The sequence below is a fragment of the Shinella sp. JR1-6 genome, from assembly GCF_004284735.1.
Lineage (GTDB): Bacteria > Pseudomonadota > Alphaproteobacteria > Rhizobiales > Rhizobiaceae > Shinella.
Window position 1 is genome coordinate 1 of record NZ_SHMI01000043.1, and the last position, 24,251, is coordinate 24,251.

General features: G+C 63.1%; 16 protein-coding genes. 13 read left to right on the plus strand and 3 right to left on the minus strand.

Features of this window, described 5'->3' with window-relative positions; translation table 11 throughout:
* Positions 1–119: 119 nt before the first annotated feature.
* Positions 120–1,064 carry a LysR substrate-binding domain-containing protein gene (locus EXZ48_RS31810; protein WP_130520947.1) on the minus strand — a complete coding sequence of 315 codons (945 nt, stop codon included), beginning with the start codon at positions 1,062–1,064 and terminating at the stop codon, positions 120–122.
* Positions 1,065–1,188: 124 nt separating this feature from the next.
* Here EXZ48_RS31810 and EXZ48_RS31815 point away from each other — a divergent pair, with 124 nt between their 5' ends.
* The 10 genes from EXZ48_RS31815 to EXZ48_RS31860 all read left to right on the plus strand — a co-directional run bounded on the left by EXZ48_RS31815 (position 1,189) and on the right by EXZ48_RS31860 (position 12,271).
* A complete protein-coding gene (locus EXZ48_RS31815; protein ID WP_130520949.1) occupies positions 1,189–2,235 on the plus strand; it encodes an aromatic ring-hydroxylating dioxygenase subunit alpha in 1,047 nt (348 codons plus the stop codon).
* Between the two features lie 11 nt (positions 2,236–2,246).
* Complete coding sequence (locus EXZ48_RS31820) at positions 2,247–3,347, plus strand: FAD-binding oxidoreductase (RefSeq protein WP_130520951.1); 1,101 nt, start codon at positions 2,247–2,249, stop codon at positions 3,345–3,347.
* A 61-nt stretch (positions 3,348–3,408) separates the two neighbouring features.
* A complete protein-coding gene (hisC, locus tag EXZ48_RS31825) occupies positions 3,409–4,518 on the plus strand; it encodes a histidinol-phosphate transaminase (RefSeq protein WP_256370936.1) in 1,110 nt (369 codons plus the stop codon).
* Positions 4,519–4,636: 118 nt separating this feature from the next.
* A complete protein-coding gene (locus tag EXZ48_RS36000) occupies positions 4,637–6,601 on the plus strand; it encodes a DUF2817 domain-containing protein (protein ID WP_130520953.1) in 1,965 nt (654 codons plus the stop codon).
* A gap of 53 nt (positions 6,602–6,654) precedes the next feature.
* Complete coding sequence (locus EXZ48_RS31835) at positions 6,655–7,452, plus strand: transporter substrate-binding domain-containing protein (RefSeq protein WP_023515447.1); 798 nt, start codon at positions 6,655–6,657, stop codon at positions 7,450–7,452.
* Positions 7,453–7,530: 78 nt separating this feature from the next.
* On the plus strand, positions 7,531–8,238 hold the full coding sequence (locus EXZ48_RS31840; protein ID WP_130520955.1) for an ABC transporter permease: 708 nt from the start codon (positions 7,531–7,533) through the stop codon (positions 8,236–8,238).
* Between the two features lie 3 nt (positions 8,239–8,241).
* Positions 8,242–8,928, plus strand: a complete 687-nt coding sequence (locus tag EXZ48_RS31845; RefSeq protein WP_023515445.1) for an ABC transporter permease — start codon at positions 8,242–8,244, stop codon at positions 8,926–8,928.
* Positions 8,929–8,968: 40 nt separating this feature from the next.
* Positions 8,969–10,096 (plus strand): S-(hydroxymethyl)glutathione dehydrogenase/class III alcohol dehydrogenase, encoded by a 1,128-nt coding sequence (locus tag EXZ48_RS31850; protein ID WP_130520957.1) that lies wholly within the window; start codon positions 8,969–8,971, stop codon positions 10,094–10,096.
* A 117-nt stretch (positions 10,097–10,213) separates the two neighbouring features.
* Positions 10,214–10,786: an S-(hydroxymethyl)glutathione synthase gene (gene gfa / locus EXZ48_RS31855; protein ID WP_130520959.1), complete on the plus strand. Its 573-nt coding sequence runs from the start codon at positions 10,214–10,216 to the stop codon at positions 10,784–10,786.
* 63 nt (positions 10,787–10,849) lie between these two features.
* Entirely contained in the window at positions 10,850–12,271 is a 1,422-nt protein-coding gene (locus tag EXZ48_RS31860) for an FAD-binding oxidoreductase (protein ID WP_130520961.1), read from the plus strand.
* Positions 12,272–13,002: 731 nt separating this feature from the next.
* Here EXZ48_RS31860 and EXZ48_RS31870 read toward each other — a convergent pair.
* Together EXZ48_RS31870 and EXZ48_RS31875 are read right to left on the minus strand one after the other, a co-directional pair.
* Positions 13,003–21,651 (minus strand): GH36-type glycosyl hydrolase domain-containing protein, encoded by an 8,649-nt coding sequence (locus tag EXZ48_RS31870; RefSeq protein ID WP_130520965.1) that lies wholly within the window; start codon positions 21,649–21,651, stop codon positions 13,003–13,005.
* A gap of 102 nt (positions 21,652–21,753) precedes the next feature.
* On the minus strand, positions 21,754–22,005 hold the full coding sequence (locus EXZ48_RS31875) for a DUF1488 family protein (protein WP_130520967.1): 252 nt from the start codon (positions 22,003–22,005) through the stop codon (positions 21,754–21,756).
* A 627-nt stretch (positions 22,006–22,632) separates the two neighbouring features.
* On the opposite strand from EXZ48_RS31875, the gene EXZ48_RS31880 reads away from it, so the two are divergent.
* The 3 genes from EXZ48_RS31880 to EXZ48_RS31890 all read left to right on the plus strand — a co-directional run.
* Entirely contained in the window at positions 22,633–22,914 is a 282-nt protein-coding gene (locus EXZ48_RS31880; protein ID WP_245462415.1) for a hypothetical protein, read from the plus strand.
* Between the two features lie 93 nt (positions 22,915–23,007).
* On the plus strand, positions 23,008–23,295 hold the full coding sequence (locus tag EXZ48_RS31885; RefSeq protein WP_130520971.1) for a hypothetical protein: 288 nt from the start codon (positions 23,008–23,010) through the stop codon (positions 23,293–23,295).
* A gap of 69 nt (positions 23,296–23,364) precedes the next feature.
* On the plus strand, positions 23,365–24,251 hold an 887-nt coding region (locus tag EXZ48_RS31890; protein WP_130520973.1), incomplete at its 3' end, for a transglutaminase family protein.

Here is a 24,251-nt window from a genome sequence, read left to right on the forward strand (position 1 = left end):
CGCATGCGCGATGATCTCGGCTGGAAAGCGCTGGCGTTTGTATCGGGCGGACGCATCGTCAGTCATGCCGATAGACTATTGCCTCGATCCGCACCAGCCGGTTAAGGCGACGCCTCCCTTCAAGGCAATGACGCGACGGCTGCTGGAAGCGCTGGCGCCGAATACTGATCCTGTTGCCTGGCAATTCCGAGGAGCCATTTGTGGAACCTTTGGCCGAACGGCTTTTCAAGAGCGGTCCTGTCCCAGGCAAGATAGTAGCTTTCGGAAAGCTTCATACGAATGTCGAAGGGAACGATCAAACTGCCCGAGGCAATCTCGTCCTGCACCATGGAAACCTGTGCAAGTACAAATCCACGCCCATTGGCGGCCGCGTCGATGGCGCTACTCGAGAGGGTAAAAGAAAGGCCGGAAAAGGTCTGCCGGCCATCGGCATCGATAAGGCTTGCCCAATCCTTCCATTGCGGCGACGCCTTGTAGTCCGCTTCCCATTCCACATTGAGCAGTGGAAACGTGAGGATGTCCTGCGGACAGCGCGGAGCGCCGTTTGCAATGAGCGCAGGCGAACAGACCGGCACGACCCAGTCTGTGAACAGAGCCGCCACGTGTTCGTGGGCGTAGGAGCGCCGGCCGTAGGTGATGCGGAAATCCACCTCCTCGGCGCCGAGGCGAGGCTCCTGCTCCTGGCCGAGAATGCGCACATTCGAGCCCGGACAGAGTGATTGCCAATCGAAGATCTTGCGGCTGACCCAACGGCTGGCGACCGAGGACAGGGCGCTGAGCACGATGCCGCTTTCGTTCCGCGCACGCGTCAGGACGTTGGCGGCATGGGAAAGCTGCTGAAAACCCTTCGCAACCTCGCGATAATAGAGCCGCCCCCAGGAGGATAATTCCACCCGCCGGCCGCGCCGCTCCAGAAGCGTCAATCCAAGACATTGCTCCAGATTGCGCACCAACTGGCTGACAGCTCCCGGCGACACGCCCAGGTCTTCCGCGGCAGCACTCACCGAGCCGCATCGTCCAATGGCTTCAAAGGCCTGCAAGCCGCGCAAGGACGGGTTCGACATCGTTGCACACTCCTCCTCCGACGCATCCCTATTTAGATTTTCTAAAATAGAACGCAGTAGCTGGCAACTTGTTGGCGCCGGGAAAACAACGAACATTCGCTTATCAAAACGCAAGGAGAGCGAGATGTTTCTCAAGAATGCCTGGTACGTCGCGGCCTGGGATCACGAGGTAAGCCGCGAGTTGAAGCCCGTCACCATCCTCGGTGAAAAGATCGTTCTTTACCGCCGGCAGAATGGTCAGGCCGCCGCGCTGGAGGATGCCTGTCCCCATCGCAAGCTGCCGCTCTCCATGGGCCGTATCAAGGGCGACGACGTGGAATGCGGCTATCACGGCCTGACCTTCGACTGTTCGGGCACCTGCACGCGCGTTCCGGGTGCAGAGCGTATTCCCCATGTCGCCAAGGTGCGCTCCTACCCCGTCCACGAGCGCTACGGCCTGCTTTGGATATGGATGGGGGAGGCGGAGAAAGCCGACCCGAAGAACATTTTCGAGGTGGAGTATTTCGACGACCCGGCATGGGGCATCAATCGCGGCGAGTCCATGACGCTCAACTGCAACTACCTCTACATGACCGACAACCTGCTCGATCCGTCCCACGTCGCCTGGGTCCATCAATCGTCCTTCGCAAGCTCGGCCTGCGAGGAAACGCCGCTGGAGACGACCGTGAAGGACGATGGCGTGACCGTTTGGCGCTGGATGATCGACTCCGAACCGGCACCCTTTTATGCCCCCTTCCTGCAGTTCGAAGGCAATACGGACCGCAAGCAGCACTATGAGGTCCGCTACCCGAGCAACGCCATCATCAAGGCGATCTTCGCGCCGGCCCATACGGGTGGCGAAGGCCGCGCACTGCCGGAAAACACCTTCCTGATGGACAGCTACAACTTCATGACGCCGGTCGATGAGAACCGCACCAAATACTACTGGTTCCAGATGCGTAATTTCGCGCCCGACGACGCCAAGGTTTCCGAGAGCTTCGCCAAGTCCGTGCGCGGCGCCTTCGAGGAGGACCGTATCGTGCTGGAGGCCGTCCATCAGGGGATGGCGAACATGCAGACGCCGAACCTCGACCTGAAGATCGACGTCGGCCCGATGCGCTTCCGCCGCAAGCTCGCCCAGATGATCGCTGCCGAGGCGCAAGCCGGGCCTGCCAGCGCAGCGGCTGAGTAAGGATCGCCCGAATGCTGGACGCCGCGGCCTCGCGCTTCCGCCCCTTCGAAGTGATCTCGAAGGTGCGCGAAAGCACCACCATCACGTCTTTCCGACTTGCCCCTCTCGACCGGCAGCACTGGCGGCCGTTCGAGGCCGGACAGTTCCTCACGATACGGGTTCCCGATAGCAAGGGTGGCCATGTCCTGCGCAACTATACGGTCTCCTCGTCCCCACGCGAGGAGGGCACGTATCGGATCACCGTGAAGCGTGAGGCCGCACCGTCGCAAGACGTGCCGGCGGGTGTGAGTTCGTGCTGGCTGCATGACGAGATCGAGCCCGGCGCCATCGTCGAGATAGACCTGCCGCGCGGCGCCTTCAAGCTGGACACGTCGAGCTGCCGGCCCGTCGTGCTGCTTTCCGGCGGCGTCGGGCTGACGCCGACGGTCTCGATGCTCGATGTGCTGGCGCGGGAAAGCAACCGTCCCGTCTGGTTCATCCACGCCTGCGACAGCGGGGCCGTCCATGCCCTGCGCGGCGAGGTCGAACAGCTTGCCGCCCTCAGACCCGGCGTCACCGTGCATTTCTGCTACCGTTTCGCAGAAAGCGCCGACCTCGACACGGTGCGGTGCCATTCCGAAGGCTTCCTGACACGCGCCACCCTCCAGGAGCTTCTGCCGCTCGACGATTACGACATCTACATGTGCGGCCCCCCCCCCTTCATGCAGGCGCTCTATGGCATTCTCACCGGCCTGGGCGTCCGCAAGGAACGTATCGCCTATGAGTTCTTCGGCCCGGCAAGCCTTCTCACGGAAGCCGCGCAGACAACGCCGCAACCCGTCAAGCCGCCCGCAGACGACCAATCCCCCGCAGGCGACGGACCTCATATCGTTCTCCAGAAATCCGGGCGCCGGCTCGCCTGGGACGGCACGAGTGAATCCATCCTCGCATTCCTGGAAGCGCAGGGCATCGAGCCGGAATTCTCTTGCCGGGCGGGGGTTTGTGGAACTTGCGAAAAGGGGCTCGTTTCCGGGGAAGTCGATTATTTCGAGGAGCCGCTCGACGTGATGCCGAAGGATCGGGTGCTGCTGTGCTGTACCCGGCCGAAATCCTCACTCGTGCTCGATCTGTAGCGACTGTCAACAAGAGGCTGCGGCCTGAACCTGGGGTGCCTCGCCACCCGAAGGAGAACCCGTGACGAAACTGCTCCGTGACGAAATTCCGCTGAACCCGCATGTCGCCGGGTTGCCGCCCTACAATGCCGGCATGAATATCGCCGCCGCGCAGAAGCACAGCGGCCGGCAGGACATCGCCGCTCTAGCCAGCAACGAGAATCCGGACGGCTGCTCGCCGAAAGTCGCCGCCGCCCTCGCCGGCCTCAATCCGGCGCGGTATTGCGACCCGGCCTGCACGGCGCTGCGCACGGCCCTCAGCCACAAGCTCGGCGTTCCCACGGACCGCATCGTCGTCGGCAACGGCTCGGAGGAGATGATTGCCGCGGTGTGCCGCGCCATTCTTCGTCCCGACGCCTTCGTCGCAACTCTCTGTCCCGGCTTCGGCCTCCATGAGATCGAGGCACTCGCCAACGGCGCACAGATGGAGAAGGTTGCCATGCGGGCAGACCTCGACTTCGACATCCCCGCGATCGTGGCCATGCTTGCGTGCAAACCGGCAATCTTCTTTCTGTCGTCGCCGTCCAATCCTGTCGGGCCGGCGCTCGATCGTGACAGCCTCACGCACATTCTCTCAGCGGTTCCGCCACAAACACTGCTCGTGCTGGACGAGGCCTATTTCGAATTCACCGACGACGACATGCCCGACGGGCTGTCCGCCCTCGCAAAGACCGATCTCTCCTGGGTAGTGCTGCGGACCTTTTCCAAGGCCTATGGGCTTGCCGGTCTGCGTGTCGGCTATGCCGTGACGTCGGACCTGCGCCTGGCGCGCGCCATGACCGCCGCCAAGACACCGTTCAACGTCAATGCCGCCGCGCAGACCGCCGCCCTCGCCGCACTCGAAGACGAAGCATGGATGCGCGCATCGGTCGCCGCACTGAAGCAGGAACGGCAGCGGGTCTCCCAGCGCGTCGCGGCCCTCGGCTTTCGCGTTGCCGGATCGCAGACGAACTTCCTCTTCATCGATGTCGGCTGGGACAGCCGGGCGGCGCTGGATCACTTCCTGTCGAAGGGGATCATCATCAAGCCGTGGAAGGAAGCCGGCTACGAAACCTTCATCCGCGTGACGATCGGCAGCCGCTCCGAAAACGACCGTTTCATCGAGGCGCTGACCGCTCTCGCCACGGAGTGACGCGCCGCAGCGCCGCTCCAATCCGACAAGACAGAACAGGGGGCCGATCTACGGCCCGAGGGAACGAACCATGAGCGCAAACGCAAGTCTGCCCAAAGCGAACCGGGAGCCACATCGCATGTCCTCATTGACGCCATCCGGTCTCTTTTCCGGCGACTATTCGGCTCTCCGCACCCGGTTCCTGGCCGCCGCGCGCACCGCCGGGGCGAGCCTCGTCGAATATCTGCATCCGCTGCATGGCCCAGACGGCGAGCGGCTTGCGACCGATGTCGCCTATCTCGGCCGCAACGATGCCCGCAAGCTCATGGTGCTGATTTCCGGCACCCACGGGGTCGAAGGCCCGTTCGGCTCGGCCTGCCAGACCGCCTGGCTCTCCCAGAACACGCCCTGGCAGCTTCCCGACGATACCGCCGTGCTCGCGATCCATCTCATCAATCCCTGGGGCACCGCATGGTCGCGTCGGGTGAACGAAGACAATGTCGACCTCAACCGCAATTTTATCGAATGGCAAAAAGCACCGCCGAAAAACGAACCGTACGGCGCCTTGCACGGCGCGCTCGTCTGTTCCGCCCTGGAGGGGCCGGACCACGACGCGGCAGCGGAGGCCTATGAGGCGGCCAAGCGGCAAGCCGGCGGCTATGCCGGCCTCGCCCCAATCATCGAAGCTGGCCAATACGATTTTCCGGATGGGCTGTTCTATGGTGGCGATGGCCCGGTCTGGTCCAACCGCACGCTCATCGACATCCTCTCCACCTTCGCGCAGCAGGCGGCCGAGGTCGTCGTTTTCGACCTTCATACGGGCGCCGGTCCCTATGGTTATCCGGCGCTGCTGTCGGTCGCTGAAAGTGAGCACGCCGGGCTGGACTGGGGGCGGAGCATCTTCGGCCCCACACTCTCGGTCGTCGTCACCGGTGCGAACGCGACAACAGATACCGGCATTGCCGCGACCGCAACCGGTTATGTTTCTGCGGCCGTGCGGACCGCGCTGCCGAAGGCCCGCGTCCTGCCGCTGGTGGTCGAATGCGGGACGCTGGACGGCGCCACCGTTTCCGACGCGGTGCAAGCAGACAACTGGCTTCATCTGTTCGGCAAGGTCGACACGCCGCTCGGCGGCAGGATCAAGGAAACCCTGCGCGCCGCCTTCATCCCCGAGGATGCGGACTGGCAGCGCACATGCCTTGCCGCATCGCTGCGCCATTTCGATCGCGCCTTCGCCGACCTCAAGGCGGTTGGCGGCGCCGGCCCGGAAAAGACCGTTCCGGCAGCAGCGGCTGTTACCGTTGTCGCTCATCCGGACATCAATGGCCCGAGGCTTGCCGAACGGCCGGCGATCGAGGTGCACGGCATTCACAAGCGTTTCGGCATCCTGCCTGTGCTGAACGGCGTCAGCGTCTCCGCGCAACCGGGCGAGGTCGTGTCGATGATCGGCTCTTCCGGCTCGGGGAAAAGCACCTTCCTGCGCTGCATCAACCTGCTTGAACAGCCGAACGACGGACGCATCGTCATCGACGGCGAGGAAATCCGCATGAAGAAAACGGCGGACGGCAATGCCGTTCCGGCCGACATGCGGCAGGTCGAGCGCATCCGCTCGCGCGTCGGCATGGTGTTCCAGAACTTCAATCTCTGGCCGCACATGACCGTACTCGAAAACATCGTCGAGGCGCCGCTGCATGTGCTGAAGGAAGAGCGGCAGGCGGCCGTCGATCACGCTCACGCTTTGCTGAAGAAGGTCGGCCTCTCCGACAAGCACGCGCAATATCCCGGCCAGCTCTCGGGCGGCCAGCAGCAGCGCGCCGCCATCGCCCGCACGCTTGCGATGCGCCCGAAACTCATCCTGCTCGACGAACCGACCTCAGCACTCGATCCCGAGCTGGTCGGCGAAGTGCTGCGGGTGATCCGGCAACTGGCCGAAGAAGGAAACACGATGATTCTCGTGACGCACGAAATGCAGTTCGCGCGCGAGGTCTCGCACAAGATCCTCTTCCTCCATCAGGGAAAGGTGGAGGAAGAGGGTGCCCCGGCGGAGATTTTCACCAATCCGCGCTCCGAACGCATGCGCCAGTTCCTGGCCCGGACGTTCTGACAGCCGCCGGCCTCACCCACCCGACAACGAAGCTCAATATGGGGAACCACAACATGAAGCTGAAAAGTCTGTTGCTCGCCACGCTCTTTGCCACCGGCCTCACCACGGCCCAGGCCGCGGAAGGCGAATTGTCGATCGGAACGGAAGGCGCTTATCCGCCTTGGAGCATGGCCGATGCCGTCGGCAACGTCACCGGCTTCGATGCCGATGTCGGCAACCTGCTCTGCGCCAAGCTGGAAATGAAGTGCCAGTTCGTCGTGCAGGCCTTCGACGGCCTCATTCCGGCACTGAAGGCCAAGCGTTTCGACGCCATCATTTCGGGTATGTCGATCACCGAGGACCGCAAGAAGGAGATCAACTTCTCCATCGGCTATGCCGAACTCGCCAACATGTTCGTCGCGCCGAAGACGTCCGACCTTGCCGGCATCAAGGATTTCGACAGCCTGATCAAGGCGCTCGACGGCAAGAAGGTCGGCGTACAGGCCGGCACGACCCATGCCCACTACCTTGAGAAGAACGTACCGAACGCCGACCTGAAGACCTATGACACGCTCGACCAGATGCAGATCGACCTCGCCAGTGGTCGTGTCGATACGGCCTTCTCGGACGCGTCTGCGATGGAGGATTTCCTTGCCAAGCCGGAAGGCAAGGATTTCCAGCTGGTGGACGTCAAGATCGCCAGCTCGTCCGATCCGACGCTCGGCGAAGGCATCGGCGTCGGCATCGCCCAGGAAAACACCGAGCTGAAGGCGCGCATCGACAAGGCGCTTTGCGAACTTGTCGCCGACGGCTCTATCGGCAAGGCGAGCCAGACCTGGTTCAAGACGGACATTTCTCGCCCCTGCAAGTAACGCCGACATGGTGTCTCCCGGATATCCTCCGGGAGACACCGCCTCCGACAGGACAACAGACAGGTTTGGGCGGGTCCGATGGAATTTGGATTATGGCAGGTATGGGAGGGCGGCTGGATCGCCGCAATCCTGCGCGGCGCGGCGATCACCATCGCCGTCGGCGTCGCGAGCATGGCCTTCGGCATTGTCATAGGCATTGTCTGCGGCCTGATCAAATGGGCGCGGCTCTTCCCGCTGACGCTGGCGGTGGATTTCTACACGTCGATCGTGCGCGGCGTGCCGGAGCTCCTGATCATCTATCTTCTCTTCTTCTCCTCCGTCGAATTCGTCGGGCAGGTCGCCGCCGCCTTCGGCTATGAAGGACTGGCCGGCAACGGCTATGCCTTCATCATCGCCGTCATCGCGATCGCGGCCATATCGGGCGCCTATTCCACCGAGGTCGTGCGCGGCGCGCTTGCCGCCATTCCTGGTGGCCATATCGAGGCGGCGCGTGCGCTCGGCATTCCCGGCAGACGCATCTTCCGCCGGATCATCGCACCGCAGATGCTGCGGATTGCCGTGCCCGGCATGAACAATGTCTGGCAGACGACCATCAAGGATACCGCCCTCGTCTCCGTCGTCGGCCTGCAGGAATTGATGCGTGCCGCCTTCGTCGGCGCCGGCTCCACCCGCCACCCCTTCATTTTCTATTTCATCGCGGCTGTCGTCTATCTCGTCATCACGCTGGTCAGCCAGGGTGGTTTCGACCGGATCGAGCGCCTTCTGCGCCCCCGCACGAGGACATAGGCCATGGATCTCGATCTCATCCAGCTTGCCGTTCCGACCCTTGCCAAGGGATTGTGGCTGACCGCCGTCCTGACACTGGCAGCCGTCGCCGTCGGCTTCAATCTCGGCCTCGCGCTCGCCGTCATGCGGCTTTCGAAAAACCGGTTTGTCAGTGGCTTCGCCAAGGGCTACAGCACCGTCTTCCGGGGAACGCCGCTGCTCGTTCAGCTCTTCCTCTTCTACTACGGCCTCGGCCAGATTGCCTTCGTGCGCGACAATCCCGTCCTCTGGTGGATCGTCGGCGACGGTGTTCATTGCGCCGTGATGGCGCTGGCGCTCAACACCGCCGCCTATACGTCGGAGATCCTGCGCGGCGGCCTCCTGTCGATACCTGGTGGCCTCGTCGAGGCGGCGCAGGCCTGCGGGATGTCGCGACTCCTGTGTTTTCGCCGGATCACGTTTCCGCTCGCCATAAGGCAGGCCTTGCCGGCCTATGGCAACGAACTCGTGCTCGTCGTCAAGGGAACGAGCCTTGCCTCGACCATCACCGTGCTGGAAATCACCGGCCATGCGAAACGCCTGATGAGCCAGACCTATGCGATCCTCGAGGTCTTCGCCATCGCCGGCGTGCTGTACCTCCTGATCAATCTGGTGCTGATCACCCTCGTCCGGCTGCTTGAAGCCCGCCTGACGCGCTACCTGCCGCGATAACCAAATCTCCAAAATGACGGACACTCTGGAAGGAAAGACCATGGACGTACGCGCCGCCGTTGCCGTTCAGGCCGGAAAACCGCTTGAAATCATGACCGTACAGCTCGAAGGCCCGCGCGCCGGTGAGGTGCTGGTCGAGGTGAAGGCGACGGGCATCTGCCACACCGACGATTTCACCCTGTCGGGCGCCGATCCGGAAGGCCTCTTCCCGGCCATCCTCGGCCATGAGGGCGCCGGCATCGTCGTCGACGTCGGCCCGGGCGTCACCTCGGTGAAGAAGGGCGACCACGTCATTCCGCTCTACACGCCGGAATGCCGCGAATGTTACTCCTGCCTGTCGCGCAAGACTAATCTCTGCACCTCGATCCGCGCCACCCAGGGCCAGGGCCTGATGCCCGACGGCACCTCGCGCTTCTCGATCGGCAAGGACAAGATCCACCATTACATGGGCTGCTCGACCTTCTCGAACTTCACGGTCCTGCCGGAGATCGCGCTCGCCAAGGTCAATCCCGACGCGCCCTTCGACAAGATCTGCTACATCGGCTGCGGCGTGACGACCGGCATCGGCGCGGTCATCAACACGGCCAAGGTCGAGATCGGCTCGACGGCCATCGTCTTCGGCCTCGGCGGCATCGGCCTCAACGTGCTGCAGGGCCTGCGCCTTGCCGGCGCGGACATGATCATCGGCGTCGACATCAACCCCGACCGCAAGGCATGGGGCGAAAAGTTCGGCATGACGCATTTCGTCAATCCGAAGGAAGTGGGCGAGGACATCGTGACCTACCTCGTCAACATGACGAAGCGAAACGGCGACCTGATCGGCGGCGCCGACTACACCTTCGACTGCACGGGCAACACCAAGGTAATGCGCCAGGCGCTCGAAGCCTCGCATCGCGGCTGGGGCAAGTCGGTCATCATCGGGGTTGCCGGCGCCGGCCAGGAGATCTCGACGCGTCCGTTCCAGCTCGTCACCGGCCGCAACTGGATGGGCACCGCCTTCGGCGGCGCGCGCGGCCGCACCGACGTGCCGAAGATCGTCGACTGGTACATGGAAGGCAAAATCCAGATCGACCCGATGATCACGCACACGATGCCGCTCGAGGACATCAACAACGGCTTCGAGCTCATGCACAAGGGTGAAAGCATCCGCGGCGTGGTGGTATACTGAGGGCGGGTTCAAAGACCGCCTGCACCTCGCAATCCATGCATTGCACCGCCGCGCCAGCGTTGGGGGTGCCTGTTATCGGCCGCGCATGCCGCGTCGGCCATGAAGGAGGAGAAACCCATGCCAAATATCGCGATACACCCATCCGTCGACAACGGGTTCAAAGCGACCGATGCCACCTTTTCCGGCGGCACGCTCGTCTGCAACTGCGCGAGCAATCCGGTCAAGGTCCGCGTCAAGGGCGACATCGCCCATAACCACGCCTGCGGCTGCACCAAGTGCTGGAAGCCGGACGGCGCCGTCTTCTCGGTCGTCGCCGTCGCCTCGACCGACAATATCGAGGTCGTCGAAAACGGCGACAAGCTCGCGGTCGTCGATCCGGCCGCTCTCATCCAGCGCCATGCCTGCAAGGCATGCGGCGTGCATATGTACGGCCCGGTCGAGCGCGATCATCCGTTCAAGGGCCTGTCCTTCGTGCATCCGGAACGTTTCGAAGAGCGCGGCTGGGCCAAGCCCGGATTTGCGGCCTTTGTCTCCTCGATCATCGAAAGCGGCTACGATCCGGCACAGATGGACGGCGTTCGCACCCGGCTGCGGGAGCTCGATCTCGCGCCCTACGACTGCCTCAACCCCGCCTTGATGGACTACATCGCCACCTGGACGGCGAAGAAAAACGGCACGCTTCACGCCTAATGCCCTGAACCTCCCAAGATCAGCCTATCCCTCTTTCCCGATGCCATCGACAGGACCTGTCCAATGCACCGTCTAAAGCCCGAATTCACCGCCGAAATCCGTACCATCGTCGGTGAAGGAAATTTCAGGGAGGGAGAGGCAGTCGCCATGATCGACTACGGCGTGACGCCGGAAAATCTCGACGCCGGCGCCGTCGTTCTCCCCGGCATGACTGGAGAAGTTGCCGCCATCATCCAATGCTGCCGCGCCCACGGCGTCCCGCTCGTCACGCATGGCGGTCGAACCGGGCTCGTGGGCGGCGGTTTGTCGAAATCGGGCGAACTGGTGCTTTCCACTGCCCGGCTCAATCGCATCCTGCATCTCTGCCCCGTCGAGCGCGTTGCGGTGGTGGAAGCCGGCGTAGCGCTGCAGGCGCTGCAGACGGCGGCCGCGGAGCATCGCCTTGAACCGGGCATTGATCTGCCGTCCCGCGGCTCGGCGACGATCGGCGGCATGGCTTCGACGAATGCCGGCGGGATTTCAGCCTTCCGGTCGGGAGTCATGCGACATCGTATCCTTGGACTGGAGGCCGTGCTTGCGGATGGCTCGGTCTATTCCGACCTGACCCGCGTTGTGAAAAACGCCGCCGGCTATGATCTGAAGCATCTGTTTGTCGGTGCGGAAGGCACGCTCGGCGTGATAACGCGGATTGCCGTCAGGCTCGACCCCCAGCCTCTAGCCACTGCCACCGTCCTGTTCGGCCTGGCCTCGGTGGATGCAGCACTTGAGACGGTTCGCCGGGGGTTCGATGCCGAGTACGGCCATCTTCGCGCCGCCGAAGCGATCTGGGACACCTATTTCCGCCTGACCTCCAGCCACCATCGCTGGTCGGCTACAGACTACGCCACCGATCATCCCGTCAATCTCCTGATGACGCTCGGCGGCGCGGACGAGACCGCCTTGCAATCGGAGCTCGCGCGCATCTATGAGGATGTGATTGCCGTTCACCCCGACACCTCGGCCGTCATCGCATTTTCGGGTGCGCAAGAAGCCGATCTCTGGCGGCTTCGCGAGGACACGGACCTGATCTATCGGCAGCATCCGGGCGCGCCCTCCTACGACGTCTCCATCCCCCTCTCGCAGGTTGCGTCCTATCTCGATCGGTGTCTTGCCGATCTGAAGGTAATCGATGCCACTCTTGATCCCTACGTCTTCGGCCATCTTGCCGACGGAAACCTCCACATCGTCCTCAACAGCACCGGCAGCGACATTTCGGCCGAAAAGGCGAGCGCCGTCGAGAAGGCGATCTACCAGCACATCGGAACAATGGGCGGGTCGTTTTCCGCTGAGCACGGGATCGGCTCGAAGCGGGTTGCCCCGCTATCGGCTCTGTCCAATCCAACAAAGCTGGCGCTGATGCACGAGATTAAGCACGCACTCGACCCAACGGCTCTCCTTGGTCCGGGAAAGATACTGCAGGCAAACACGCTTTGGGGCACGCGGTAGGCCGGCGGCATTGCCTCTCGCCCCCACAACGATGGGACACCACCGCCAATTCGCAACGGTCTACGCTCGTCGCGATACACAGAAGCCGGCGTCAATTCGCCGAACTCGCTTATCTGAACGGCGATCGAGAACACAACTTTGTGGCGAATCTAGATCTAGCTCATTAGCTCTTAAAGGGATCAGAACCAATGAACCCGCAATGACGCGCCCAGCTGCGATAGATTGGCGAATAAAGGCAAGAACATGGCCGGTTGAAATGGCTGATTTCGGGCCGTCAGCGGTCCATCCGCTTTCCTGCGCAAAACCGCAAACTCGGACATCGCGAGCGGACCAGCTAAGCCGGGTCGATTTCTGTCTGTAATTTACGCACATGTGGTGAAGGACAATTTTTACGTTGCGACAATCAATCGTGCTTTTAGCAGATCGAGTTCTGCCGGCTCGTACATCCGGCGCTTGATGAGTTTCAACCGTGTGATCTGACGTTCCATATGACCATTCGACCATGGTGAGGTGATCACTTCTCGGACTGCGGCTAGGTCGTCCTCAAGGTCGTTGGCGAAGCATCCGACCAAGCTCTCCTTGACCGCATCGAGCCACCATCGCGTTTCGCTGCCGCCTTCGATCGGATCACGAACCCTATACCCGCCGTACGATGTCACCCGTTCAGTTGAAGAACGGAGACCTTTCCGCGCATGCGGTCAAATTCTTGCTATCCGTGGAAGCATCAACGCTCACAAGTATGTCTCTCCTTCACCTCGTTCAACGATAAAGAGAGTGTGCCTGCGCCCATCCAGGGGGACGCGGATTGCTGTGTCCGCATGGGGTACCGAAGAACCGTCGAGTGTTACACAGAACCGGCCTTCGGTCGTATCCACAGCCCTCTCGACGCGGATGTCGTATCGGGTATCGCCCATTCTGATCGTCGCCTCGAACTGCGGCCATGATTTCGGCATGCAAGGTTCGACGACAAGCACGGCACCCTCCCGGCGCAGGCCGAGGATGCCCTCGATGCCGGCGCGGTACATCCAGGCGGCGGAGCCGGTGTACCATGTCCAGCCGCCGCGCCCGACATGGGGGGCGACCGAATAGACGTCGGCGGCGACCACATAGGGCTCGACCTTGTAGCGCGCTACCGCCTCGGGCGTGTTTGCGTGATTGATCGGGTTCAGCAGGGCGAAAAGATCGTGCGCCTTGTCGCCCTCCCCCAGCCGAGCGAAAGCGAGGATCGCCCACATGGCGGCATGGCTGTATTGGCCGCCGTTTTCACGCAGACCCGGCGGGTAGCCCTTGATGTAGCCCGGATCGCGCGGGATTGCGTCGAAAGGCGGCGTGAAGAGGAGGGCGAGACCGTCCTCCTTGCAGATCAGGTGGGTTTCCAGCGACGCCATGGCGATGGCGGCGCGATCGGGATCGGCAGCGCCGGACAGGACCGCCCAGGATTGGGCGATGCTGTCGATCCGGCATTCGTCATTGTCCTTCGAGCCCAGCCAGGTGCCGTCATCGAAGGTGGCGCGTCGATACCAGGCGCCGTCCCAGGCTTCATGCTCGATGGCGGTCTTCACGGCTGCGGCGTGCGCCTTCCAGCGCGCGGTGCGGTCGGGATCGCGACCCTCGGCAAGCGGCACGAACAGGTCGATCGTGCGGATCAGCAACCAGCCGAGCCATACGCTTTCGCCCTCGCCGCTCTCGCCGACCCGGTTCATCCCATCGTTCCAGTCGCCGGTACCCATCAGGGGAAGGCCGTGCCTGCCGGTGAGCGCGACGGCCTGGTCGAGACCGCGCGCGCAGTGCTCGAAGAGCGATGCGGACTGGCCGGAGGGCGTCGGCTGGAAGAAAGCATCATGCTCTTCTTCACCAAGGGCCGGTCCGTCCAGAAAGGGGATGGCCTCATCGAGGATTGCCGCATCCCCGGCCGCAGTGACATAGGTCGCGGCAGCAAAGGCAAGCCAGACCCGATCGTCGGAAATCCGCGTGCGGACACCCGCACCCGAATGGGGTAGCCACCAATGCTGCATGTCCCCCGCGGCAAACTGCCGGCCGGCCGCGCGCAGGATGTGCGCCCGTGCCTCCTCCGGCCGGGCGAAAGCCAGCGCCATGCCGTCCTGCAACTGATCGCGGAAACCATAGGCGCCGCTTGCCTGATAGAAGGCTGAGCGCGCCCATATGCGGCAGGCGAGCGTCTGGTAGAGCAGCCAGCCGTTCAGCATGATGTCCATTGCCCGGTCCGGCGTTTTGACCTGCACGGTTTCAAGCAACGTTTGCCAATGTGCGGTCACCTCGGCGAGAACCGCATCGAGGTCGGCGGCTCGATAACGGGCAATCAATGCGCCCGCTTCATCGGCCGAGGCAGCCTGGCCCAGGAAAGAGACGATCTCGATGCTCTCCCCCACGTCGAGCTCGATCGTGCCTTGCAGCGCCGCACACGGATCGAGGCCCGCACCGACCTTCGCGCTGAGCGTCCTTCTCTGCCTCAGAGCAGCGGGATTCGCGGAATTGCCGTTGCGTCCGAGAAATTCCGTGCGGTCGGCGGTCCATGACGTTTGTCGTCCGCCGAGATCGGCAAAGGCGACACGGCCGGGAAAGGCCATCGCCCATTGGTTACGGGCGAAGATCGCCCCCGTCGCAGCGTCGACGGATGTGGTGACGACCGGCGCGCTCGCGCCCCGCACGGTCCCGAGCACCCACTCGGCATAGCTCGTAACCGACAGGCGGCGCGGGCGTGACGAGTGGTTGGTGAGCGTCAGGCGGGAAATGCGGATCGGACCGGCGAGCGGCACATAGGACAGCAATTCGCTTTCGATGCCGTGCGCCCGATGGCTGAAGCGGGTGTAGCCGAAGCCGTGGCGCGCCACATAACGCCCGCCATCCCGGATTGGCTGGGCTGTCGGGCTCCAGAGGTCGAGCGTTTCTTCGTCACGGATGTAAAGCGCCTCTCCGGAGGGGTCGGTGACCGGATCGTTGGACCATTGCGTGATCTGGTTCTCACGGCTGTTCTCGGCCCAGCTATAGGCGCTGCCGTCGCTCGACACCTGAAAGCCGAAGGTGGGATTGGCGATGACGTTGATCCATGGCATCGGCGTCGTCGCACCGTTTTCCAGCACCGTGACATATTCCGTGCCGTTCCTGCCGAATCCGCCCAATCCATTGAAGAATTCAAGATCGTCCGGTTGCGCGACCGTCTCGGCCGTAGGCCTTGCCAGCAGTTTTTGCGTCAGTGGGAGAGCCGGCCGTTCCGTCATAACCGAAAAGCGGGCGAGATGATCGGCGATCAGGCCGCGGTGGGCCGACAGCACGACGCGCGCGGCCGCGTTCAGGAGGTTTTTCGCCTCCTGACTGAGGAAGTCGGCGCGCAGGACATGCACCGCGCCCTGCGCCGGCATATCGCCGAAACGCGGGCGGGACTGGCTGGAGCGCACAGCGGCTTCGACGGCGTTCTGCAGATCCTGCACATAGGAAGCGGCGCGCTCGTTGATAATCACCAGGTCGACGGCGAGCCGCTTGATGCGCCAGTATTCGTGCGCGCGCAGCATCTGACGCAACTGGGGAAGGTCCTCGACATCATCGATGCGCAGAAGCACGATCGGCAAATCGCCCGAGATGCCGTAGGGCCAGAGGCCGGACTGCGGGCCGCCGCCGGCGATTATGGCGTCGGACGCCGGCCGGAAGCGCGCGTCTGCATAGAGGATGGGCGCGGCCAGGCGCTGAAAGTCCGCCGCCTCCTCCAGATCCATGTCGAGATGGTGAAGCTGTACCTGGGCCTGGGTCCAGGCGAGCGTCTTCGCCCGGTCGAAAGCGCTCCTGTCGTGATGCTTGTCGATGCGCTCGAGAAGTTCCTCACGGGACTGCGCCACGAGCGTCCAGAAGGCGATGCGCGCCACCTTGCCGGGAAGAACGCGCACGCTTCGACGCAGCGAGAAAATCGGATCGAGGACGGTGCCTGCGGTGTTGGAAAGGGCTTGCCCGTCGTGGATGGCGGCAGCCGTGGCGATGGACCGGTTGCGCCCGAGGAATTTGGCACGATCGGACTCGTATTGCGGATCGGCGATGGCATCGCCTTCGACCACGGCGAAATGGGCGGCCCAGATCTCCGCCTCCGAGGGAGCGCGGCGGCGGCGCGTGACGATAAGCGCGGCGTATTCCGGCAGGTACTCGGTCTCGACGAACATCTTGGCAAAGGCGGGATGCGCGTTGTCGGTCGCCGGCGTGGCTAGCACCAGTTCGGCATAGGAGGTCAGCTCGATATCGCGCGTGCGCCGCCCGCTGTTGGTGAGGCTGACACGGCGGACCTCGCCATCATCTTCACCGGAAACGATGACATCCATTTCCGTCGTCAGCGTCTCGTCATGGCGGATATATTGTGCGTGATCCTCGCCGAAGACCACCGAGGCGTCGGCCTTGTCGCCCAGCGACAGGACGGCGGGGGAGAAGACCGTGCCGGCCTGCATGTCCCGGAGGAAGATGAAGGCGCCGCAATCGTCCCGGGTGGCGTCTTCGCGCCAGCGCGTGATGGCGATATCGCGCCAGCGGCTGTAGCCGCCGCCCGAAGCCGTCAGCATCACCGCGTAGCGTCCGTTAGACAAGAGATGCGTGACCGGCGCACCGGCCACAGGCAACGGCAGCCGGCGAACCGATGGCGCGGGGTTCAGCGAAATGCCCGCGGATGCCTTGACCTCCTCGGCACGCGGACGGGCGATCGCCACGTCGCGCGGCATGCGTTCCGACAGCAGCAGTTCGCTGGCCATGATCATCGGTTCGCGGTGGAATCGCGCCCGCATGCGTCCGTCCTGCAAAAGGACGGCGATGGCGACGATGGTCATGCCCTGGTGGTGGGCCATATAGCTGTGGATGATCTCGACCGTTTCGTCTTCCGGCAGGCGCGCGCGCGTGAAGTCGAGGGCTTCGTAGAAGCCATGGACCCCAAGAGCGCCCATCGCCGCGAGGCGCCGGTAATTGTCGAGCGCGGCATGGGGATCGACCATGGCGGCAAGGCCGGTCGCATAGGGTGCAATGACCATGTTGCCAGACAGGCCGCGCTTCAGCCCCAGGCCGGGCACGCCGAAATTGGAATACTGATAGGTGAATTCGATGTCGCGTGCATTGAAGGCGGATTCCGATATGCCCCACGGCACATTCCGCGACCGCCCATAGGCCTCCTGACGCGCCACGATCAGGCGGTTCGTATCGTCGAGCAGGCTTCCCGCCGGCGCGCGCATCACCAGCGACGGCATGAGATATTCGAACATCGAGCCCGACCAGGAGATCAGCGCCGAGCCGCTTCCGAGCGGCGTCGCCGCCCTGCCGAGGCGGAACCAGTGCCGTGTGCTGACATCGCCCTTGGCGATGGCGAAGAAGCTCGCAAGGCGCGCTTCGGAGGCCAGAAGGTCATAGCAATTCGAGTCGAGGCCGTTGTCGGCGAGCGAATAGCCGATGGACAACAACTTCCTGTCCGGATCGAACAGAAAAGCGAAATCCATGTCGAGTGCCATGGTGCGGGCGGTGTCCGCGAGGGCATGAAGCCGCTGTTTCAGCGAGGCGGCATCGTCCTTCAATGCCTGCCGGTCGCGTGCGGCCTGCGTGACGGATCGGCCCAGCGCCGCGATCCAGAACTGGAGATCGGACGTCGCGCCGCCATCGGCAGGTCCTGCCTGCGGAGCCAGTTTCATCGCCTTGTCCAGAAGCCGGATCAAAGCAGGCGTTGCCGCATCGATGGATTGCGGACCGCGCACAAGGATTTCGACTTCATCGAGGACGGATGACAGGCTGGCGCACTGCGCACCGGTCACCTCGGCAAGCGCCATGCGGGCGAGCGCCAGCGTATCGTGGAAACCCTCGTTGTTTTCCGCCGGTGGTGTCTCCGCCCATTCCTCACAGGCATTCGCCAGCGCGATCAGGTGACCAGCGAGATTGCCGCTGTCGACCGAGGACACATAGGGTGGATCGAGGGTCCTGAGATCGCGCGTATCGTACCAGTTGAAGAAATGGCCATTGAAACGATCGAGTATCTTGAGCGTGGCAAAGCTCGCTTCGAGCCGTTCGAGCGCTTCAAGAGTTCCCACCCAGCCGAAATCGCGCGCGGCGACCGTCGAGAGGAAATAGAGGCCGATATTGGTCGGTGACGTGCGGTGGGCGACGGCCGGTGCCGGCGTTTCCTGGAAATTGTCCGGCGGCAGCATGTTGTCCGCCGGTGTGACGAAGGTTTCGAAAAACCGCCAGGTGCGCCGCGCGACCAGCCGGAACTGCGCCGCCTCGGCATCCGCAAGAACCTTGCCCGGCCGTGCCGTCGGTGAACGGCTGATCCAGAGCGCGATGGCGGGTGCCGCAAGCCACAGTGCGGAGAATATCAGGACCAGCGGCCAGGAACCTGGCGACAACGCCCAGGCCCCGGCCAGCAGGCCCAACGCCGTGATCGTCCCGCCCGCCATGTCGCGGTAGAACCCCAGAAGTGTCAGCCGCGTTCGTTTTCCGGAGGTTGCCGCGGTCGTCCATTCCAGAAGTTTGCGGCGTGTCACCAGCAGGCGGCTGGCGGTTCGCAGGACTGCGTCGCAATTGCGCCATGCCTGATCGGGCAGCAATGCCAGACCGAGCGCCGTCTGCATCGCCGCAAGCTTGATGTCGCCGGCAAGACGGATCGCGTGGCTGCTCAGCTGCAGACCGCTGCGACGGGGCAGGATGGCAAAGGCCAGCGGCAGGAAAGCAGGGATGGCGATGCTGGAGGCGATCAGCAAGGCACCCGCCAACCCCGCCTGCAAGGGCATCGTGCAGCAGGCGACGAGGGCCAGGAACGTCGAGGGGGCGATAAGGGTGCGGCGCAGATTGTCCAGCATCTTCCAGCGGCCGAGAGCTGGAAGCGGTTTCTTTCCGAAAATCCAGGGCAGCAGCTGCCAGTCGCCGCGCGTCCAGCGATGCTGGCGCCGCGCCGCAACGTCGTAGCGCGAGGGAAAGTCGTCGACCACCTCGACATCGGAGGCGAGCCCCGCCCGCGCGAACGTACCCTCGAAGAGATCGTGGCTGAGAAGGCTATTCTCCGGAATGCGCCCGGCAAGCGCTGCCTCGAAGGCATCGACGTCATAAATACCCTTGCCGGTATAGGACCCTTCGCCGAACAGGTCCTGGTAGACGTCCGAGACGGCCGCCGCATAGGGATCCATGCCGCCGGGCGCGGAAAAAACCCGCTGGTAGAGCGAGCCTTCCCGCCCGACCGGAAGCGACGGCGTGACGCGCGGCTGGATGATCGCATAGCCGTCGACCACGCGCTTTTTCTCGGCGTCGAGACACGGGCGGTTGAGGGGATGCGCCATCTTGCCGATCAGTCGGAGAACCGTATCACGCGGCAGTTTCGTATCCGCGTCGAGGGTCACGACATAGCGCACATCCGGCGGGACGGTCGGCGGCTTTCCCGCAAGCGCCATGAAGCTCGTGCCGGTAGCGCCGCGCAGGAGGCGATTGAGCTCGTGCAGCTTGCCGCGCTTGCGCTCCCAGCCCATCCAGACATTCTCGCCGGCATTGAACCGGCGCCTGCGATGCAGCAGCAGGAAACGGTCACCGGCGGGGCCTGGCCCGTGCCGGCGATTGAGGTCGGCCATGGCCTCGACGGCGAGGGCGAGAAGTGCCGCATCACTTTCCACGGTCTCCTGCGGCGCATCCTTGCCGTCGGTCAGCAACGCGAAGCTCAGGTCGCCTCCCGCACCCGACAGATGATGCACCTCAAGCCGTTCGATCTGCTCAAGAAGATCGGCACGGTTGCTCAAGAGCGTCGGCACGACGACGAGTGTGCGGGATGACTGCGGCACGCCGCGCGACAGCTCCAGCCCCGGCAGGCCGACCGCCCCATGGCTCCAGGTCACGAGGCGGTTGACGAGCGCAGTCGCGATATCGCTCGCCGGCAGCAGCGCCAGCACGGCAAAGACGATCACGGCGGGCGTAGCAAGACCTGCACTCGATAGAAGCCATAGCGCGAAAGCGAGAAGCGTTGCGGTCACAAAGCCGATCGTCCCGGCATATCCGGCAATGCCCGTTCGTGCCGCCAGACGGCCGAACATCAGGCGCCTGGGCTGGCGGAACCGGACAATGCGTTCGAAAGCAGACCGTCCCTCCGCGATCAGGTGGTAACCTGGATCGGCCATGCGTTCGGTTTCGGTTGCAGTGGCTCCCTCGGCCGACACGGCCTGTGCCGCCTTCACCGCTTCGCCGGCAATGTCGAGCTCCGACATGTCCGAGCCGCGGGCGAGGTCCTCGATAGCGCTGCGATAGAGGTTGCGTGTGGCGAAATCCATACGGCCGAAGGTACCGTCGGCGGACAGGCGGGCATCGACGAGGCTGACGCTTTCGAAGAGATCAGCCCAGTCGACATCCGAGATCAGCCGCATGCTGGTGATGATGTTGCGGACCGTGACGTTGGAAGCGCCCTGGCGTTGCTGGGCATGCCGCACGACGGCGTCGACCGACGTCCCCTGCCGTGCCAGCTTCTTCTCCAGCCAGCCATGGGCCGGCGTCGTGCTGGGGTCTTGATCCCGCAGGCGTTTCGCAAGCTGGGCCGCGACGAGCTCCGGCAAGGCCCCGTCGGAAACGGTTTGCAGCGCGTTGTCACGGGTGTCGTCCGCGAGCAGCCGATCGGCCAGCGCGTCCGCCTGCGCGCGCATGCCGCGCCCGGCGGTGATCTGGTCCGCCAGCCTTCGCAGGTTTTCGACGAGTACGATGCGCAGGGTGATCGCCACGGCCCACAGCTCGCCGATCGTCAGCGGCTGGACCTTCTGATAGGCGGCAATGAACCGGACGAGCGTCTCGGGATCGAAATGGCTGTCGGTGTGCGCGACAAAGGCCCAGGCGATGCCGAACACGCGCGGATAACCGGCGAAAGGCCCCTCGGCGAGCTTGGGCAGCTGCCTGTAATAGTTGGGCGGCAGGTCGTCATGAATTTCGCGGATCTGCTCCTCGACCAAGTGATAATTGTCCAGCAGCCATTCCGCTGCCGGCACGACGCCGTGCTCGTTCTCGACCTCGAACGCGCTGGCACGGTAGGCCGCAAGCAGGACGGCTGCGTTGTTCTTCAATCTCTTGTGCAAGGACTGGACCGAGGGCGGCCGCCGGGTCACCGGCTGCGCCAGCGCGAGGGTCGCGGCATGCTGCTCGAGCCTTTCGACCCCGAACAGTTCTTCGCGCACCGGCGCCGGATCGTTCCACGGCGCCCGCGACGTTCGGCTGCCCCCGAAAACAAGCGAGCGAAGGACGCCCTCGCCTTTCCCGCCGGCAATCGCCTGCGGTTCGGGGACGGATTTGGCAACCGTCTCGGGATAGGATGCGGCTTTGGCAACCACCCTTTCCACCACCGCGGTTTCCGAGTTGCCGGCGTCTTCGACGCCACGCTTCTGGTTTCTGGCCATGACATTTCCTTCGCCCGGACGCGGCCAAGCAGCCGGCCAGGCAAGGCCCGGCGGTCATTGTGCGATTGAGGGTCGGCGAGGCGCGCTAGCGCATCCTGCAGATCAGCCGAAATCGGCGCGCGTCAGGACATAGATCGGCCGGCGAGCGCCGGAATAGGCGCGCCGCGCCGCCTTGTAGACAGAGACGCGGGCATCGTCGAAAGCCCTGAGATAACCGGCTTCGGACGTCACTCCCGGAAACAGGTCCGCCCCCGCGAAGAACGGGATCTCAAACATGCCGTCATGACCGATGAAGCGGATACGCTTGCCGGCCTCTTCATAGCTTCGGCTCTGGTTTGGAAAACTGAGGCTCATGAGAACTCCTTGCGATACAAGAATGACGCGTCTCTTCAACCGAAGCTTTCGACGCCGATCTGCGGAAAATCTCGGAATATTCAAAAATAAAAATTACAAACTTCCTGTAAAACAGGCATATTCTTCTGAAATTCAGAGAAAAAATAAAACCCGCAATTGCAAGTCTCTATCGAAACCGCGCAACGCATGGAGCTTTAAATCCAAAATCATCATAGCATGGAAATGCGAATTCTGATTTTTTATTTTTAGGTAAAAGAAGACATCAGGATTTTATCTATGATTTCATTTCCTATCCGAGTGCCATGGCGAAAAACAAATCCATCTGGTTTTCCATTGGCTTAGCAAAATGACCGTGTCGCCGGGCCGCCGTAGCCTCAACCAATGCCTCCAAACGAACGCAATTGATTTCTTGCCAATACAGCGGAGGCGGTTCACTGTGATTGCTCCAGCAGCCATCTTACGGGCGCTGCTGTTTAAGGGTTGATTACCCTGGCCCCAAAGCGAGGAGGACATCATGTCTTCCATCTTCCGCCACCAGAACAAACATCGTTTCGCAGACCTGATCGGATACGCTCTATCCGCGGCAAGTCTTGCGATGATCCTCTACATCCTGATCGAAGGATGGGTATGGTGATCCTTGTCTTCAAAGGCGCCTTGACGGATGCAAACCGCCAGCAAACCGCTCTGCGGCAAATCCTCAAGGACGCAGACTACGAGACCCGGAACCTTCTCGCCAAGTCTGGCGTGGAGAATGGAGAAGTCCGTCATCTCGTTCGCCTGATACAAGGGGCGATGATCGGCACCGATAAATATCCTCTTTCGCAGGCGTCCCGACGCAAGAACCGTAACATCGGTCTCGACGTCTGGGAAAACGAGGGCGGATCGGCGAACCCAAATCGCCCGGAATAGGCACCCACCCATGCGGCTCTCCACGCACATATCCCCGCCGGGACGGGCAGAGCGCATTCGCCAGGTCCGGCGCAAATTTGGAAAGCAACGGAAATGACCGAAAGAACCACAGAAACCGAAATCACTTTCCTGCACCCGTTCAACCTCAATTCCCTGGTCGAGCCGCTGGAAGCCGGCACCTACCGTCTCGTCGTGGACGAGGAGCTGATCGAAGGGCTGAGCTTCACCTCTTATCGGCGCGTGGGTACTCACCTCGAGGTTCCCGCAATCGCGGTGAAGATTGCCAAGCGGCAGTTCCTGCAGGTGTCGGCGGTGGAAATTGACGAGGCACTGGCGCGCGATGCGGAAATCCCGAAATCCGGCGCAGCCGCCACCCCATAAAACGTGGACCGTTCGGTGGTATCGACAGCCCTCCCGGCGGCGCCTGCCCCACCGTTATCGGGTGGCGGGATGACGATATTCTGCGTCCGGCATATCACCTCCTACCGGTATAAAAGGCGCGTGGCGTTTGGGGAGCACAGACTGCTGTTCCGGCCAAGGGACAGCTTCGATCAAACGCTTCTGCGTTCTCACCTGAAGGTCGATCCGGAGCCGGAACACGTCCGATGGATTCACGACGTTTTCGGCAATTGCGTCGCTCTCATCGGCTTTACGCAAGCATCTCGTGACCTTCGCTTCGAAACGACCATTCGCCTCGAGCATACGCCGCAGGCCGCAATGGATCTGCAGATCGACGCGGAGGCTTTGACCTACCCGTTTGAATACGATCCCGAAGAAGCGCCGGATCTGGAGGGAACGATCAGGCGTCACTATCCCGATCCAGACGGTGCGGTCGACAAATGGGCACGGCAGTTCGTGCGGGTCGGGCAGCCCACCGAGACCGGTCACCTGCTGATGACAATGTGCTACGCCATCCATGAGAGCTTCATTTACGCCCGGCGGACGGAACACGGAACGCAGGCGCCGCTCGAGACCCTGAAGCTTCGGCGCGGCACCTGCCGGGATTTCGCTCTGCTGATGATGGAGGCGGCCAGAGCATTGGGGCTCGCTGCGCGCTTCGTCACCGGCTATATCTATGTTGCTGATCGCGACGGATCGACGACCCTCGGCGGCGGATCGACCCACGCCTGGTGTCAGGTTTATTTGCCCGGCGCCGGCTGGGTGGAATTCGATCCCACGAACGGCATTGTCGGCAACCGCGACCTGATCCGCGTCGGCGTTGCCCGCGACCCGAAACAAGCCGTCCCCCTGTGGGGCAGCTGTCAACGGCGGAGTAAAAACCGGCCACGGGGCGGAGCAAAAGTCGGCCACTGCGGCGCCGGCCTGAGACCGCCGGG

Excerpts from the sequence above, each read along its gene's own strand:
- EXZ48_RS31810 (WP_130520947.1), bottom strand. The coding sequence starts at position 1,064 with ATGTCGAACCCGTCCTTGCGCGGCTTGCAGGCCTTTGAAGCCATTGGA.
- EXZ48_RS31815 (WP_130520949.1), top strand. The coding sequence starts at position 1,189 with ATGTTTCTCAAGAATGCCTGGTACGTCGCGGCCTGGGATCACGAGGTA.
- EXZ48_RS31820 (WP_130520951.1), top strand. The coding sequence starts at position 2,247 with ATGCTGGACGCCGCGGCCTCGCGCTTCCGCCCCTTCGAAGTGATCTCG.
- EXZ48_RS36000 (WP_130520953.1), top strand. The coding sequence starts at position 4,637 with ATGTCCTCATTGACGCCATCCGGTCTCTTTTCCGGCGACTATTCGGCT.
- EXZ48_RS31835 (WP_023515447.1), top strand. The coding sequence starts at position 6,655 with ATGAAGCTGAAAAGTCTGTTGCTCGCCACGCTCTTTGCCACCGGCCTC.
- EXZ48_RS31840 (WP_130520955.1), top strand. The coding sequence starts at position 7,531 with ATGGAATTTGGATTATGGCAGGTATGGGAGGGCGGCTGGATCGCCGCA.
- EXZ48_RS31845 (WP_023515445.1), top strand. The coding sequence starts at position 8,242 with ATGGATCTCGATCTCATCCAGCTTGCCGTTCCGACCCTTGCCAAGGGA.
- EXZ48_RS31850 (WP_130520957.1), top strand. The coding sequence starts at position 8,969 with ATGGACGTACGCGCCGCCGTTGCCGTTCAGGCCGGAAAACCGCTTGAA.
- gfa (WP_130520959.1), top strand. The coding sequence starts at position 10,214 with ATGCCAAATATCGCGATACACCCATCCGTCGACAACGGGTTCAAAGCG.
- EXZ48_RS31860 (WP_130520961.1), top strand. The coding sequence starts at position 10,850 with ATGCACCGTCTAAAGCCCGAATTCACCGCCGAAATCCGTACCATCGTC.
- EXZ48_RS31870 (WP_130520965.1), bottom strand. The coding sequence starts at position 21,651 with ATGGCCAGAAACCAGAAGCGTGGCGTCGAAGACGCCGGCAACTCGGAA.
- EXZ48_RS31875 (WP_130520967.1), bottom strand. The coding sequence starts at position 22,005 with ATGAGCCTCAGTTTTCCAAACCAGAGCCGAAGCTATGAAGAGGCCGGC.
- EXZ48_RS31880 (WP_245462415.1), top strand. The coding sequence starts at position 22,633 with ATGGTGATCCTTGTCTTCAAAGGCGCCTTGACGGATGCAAACCGCCAG.
- EXZ48_RS31885 (WP_130520971.1), top strand. The coding sequence starts at position 23,008 with ATGACCGAAAGAACCACAGAAACCGAAATCACTTTCCTGCACCCGTTC.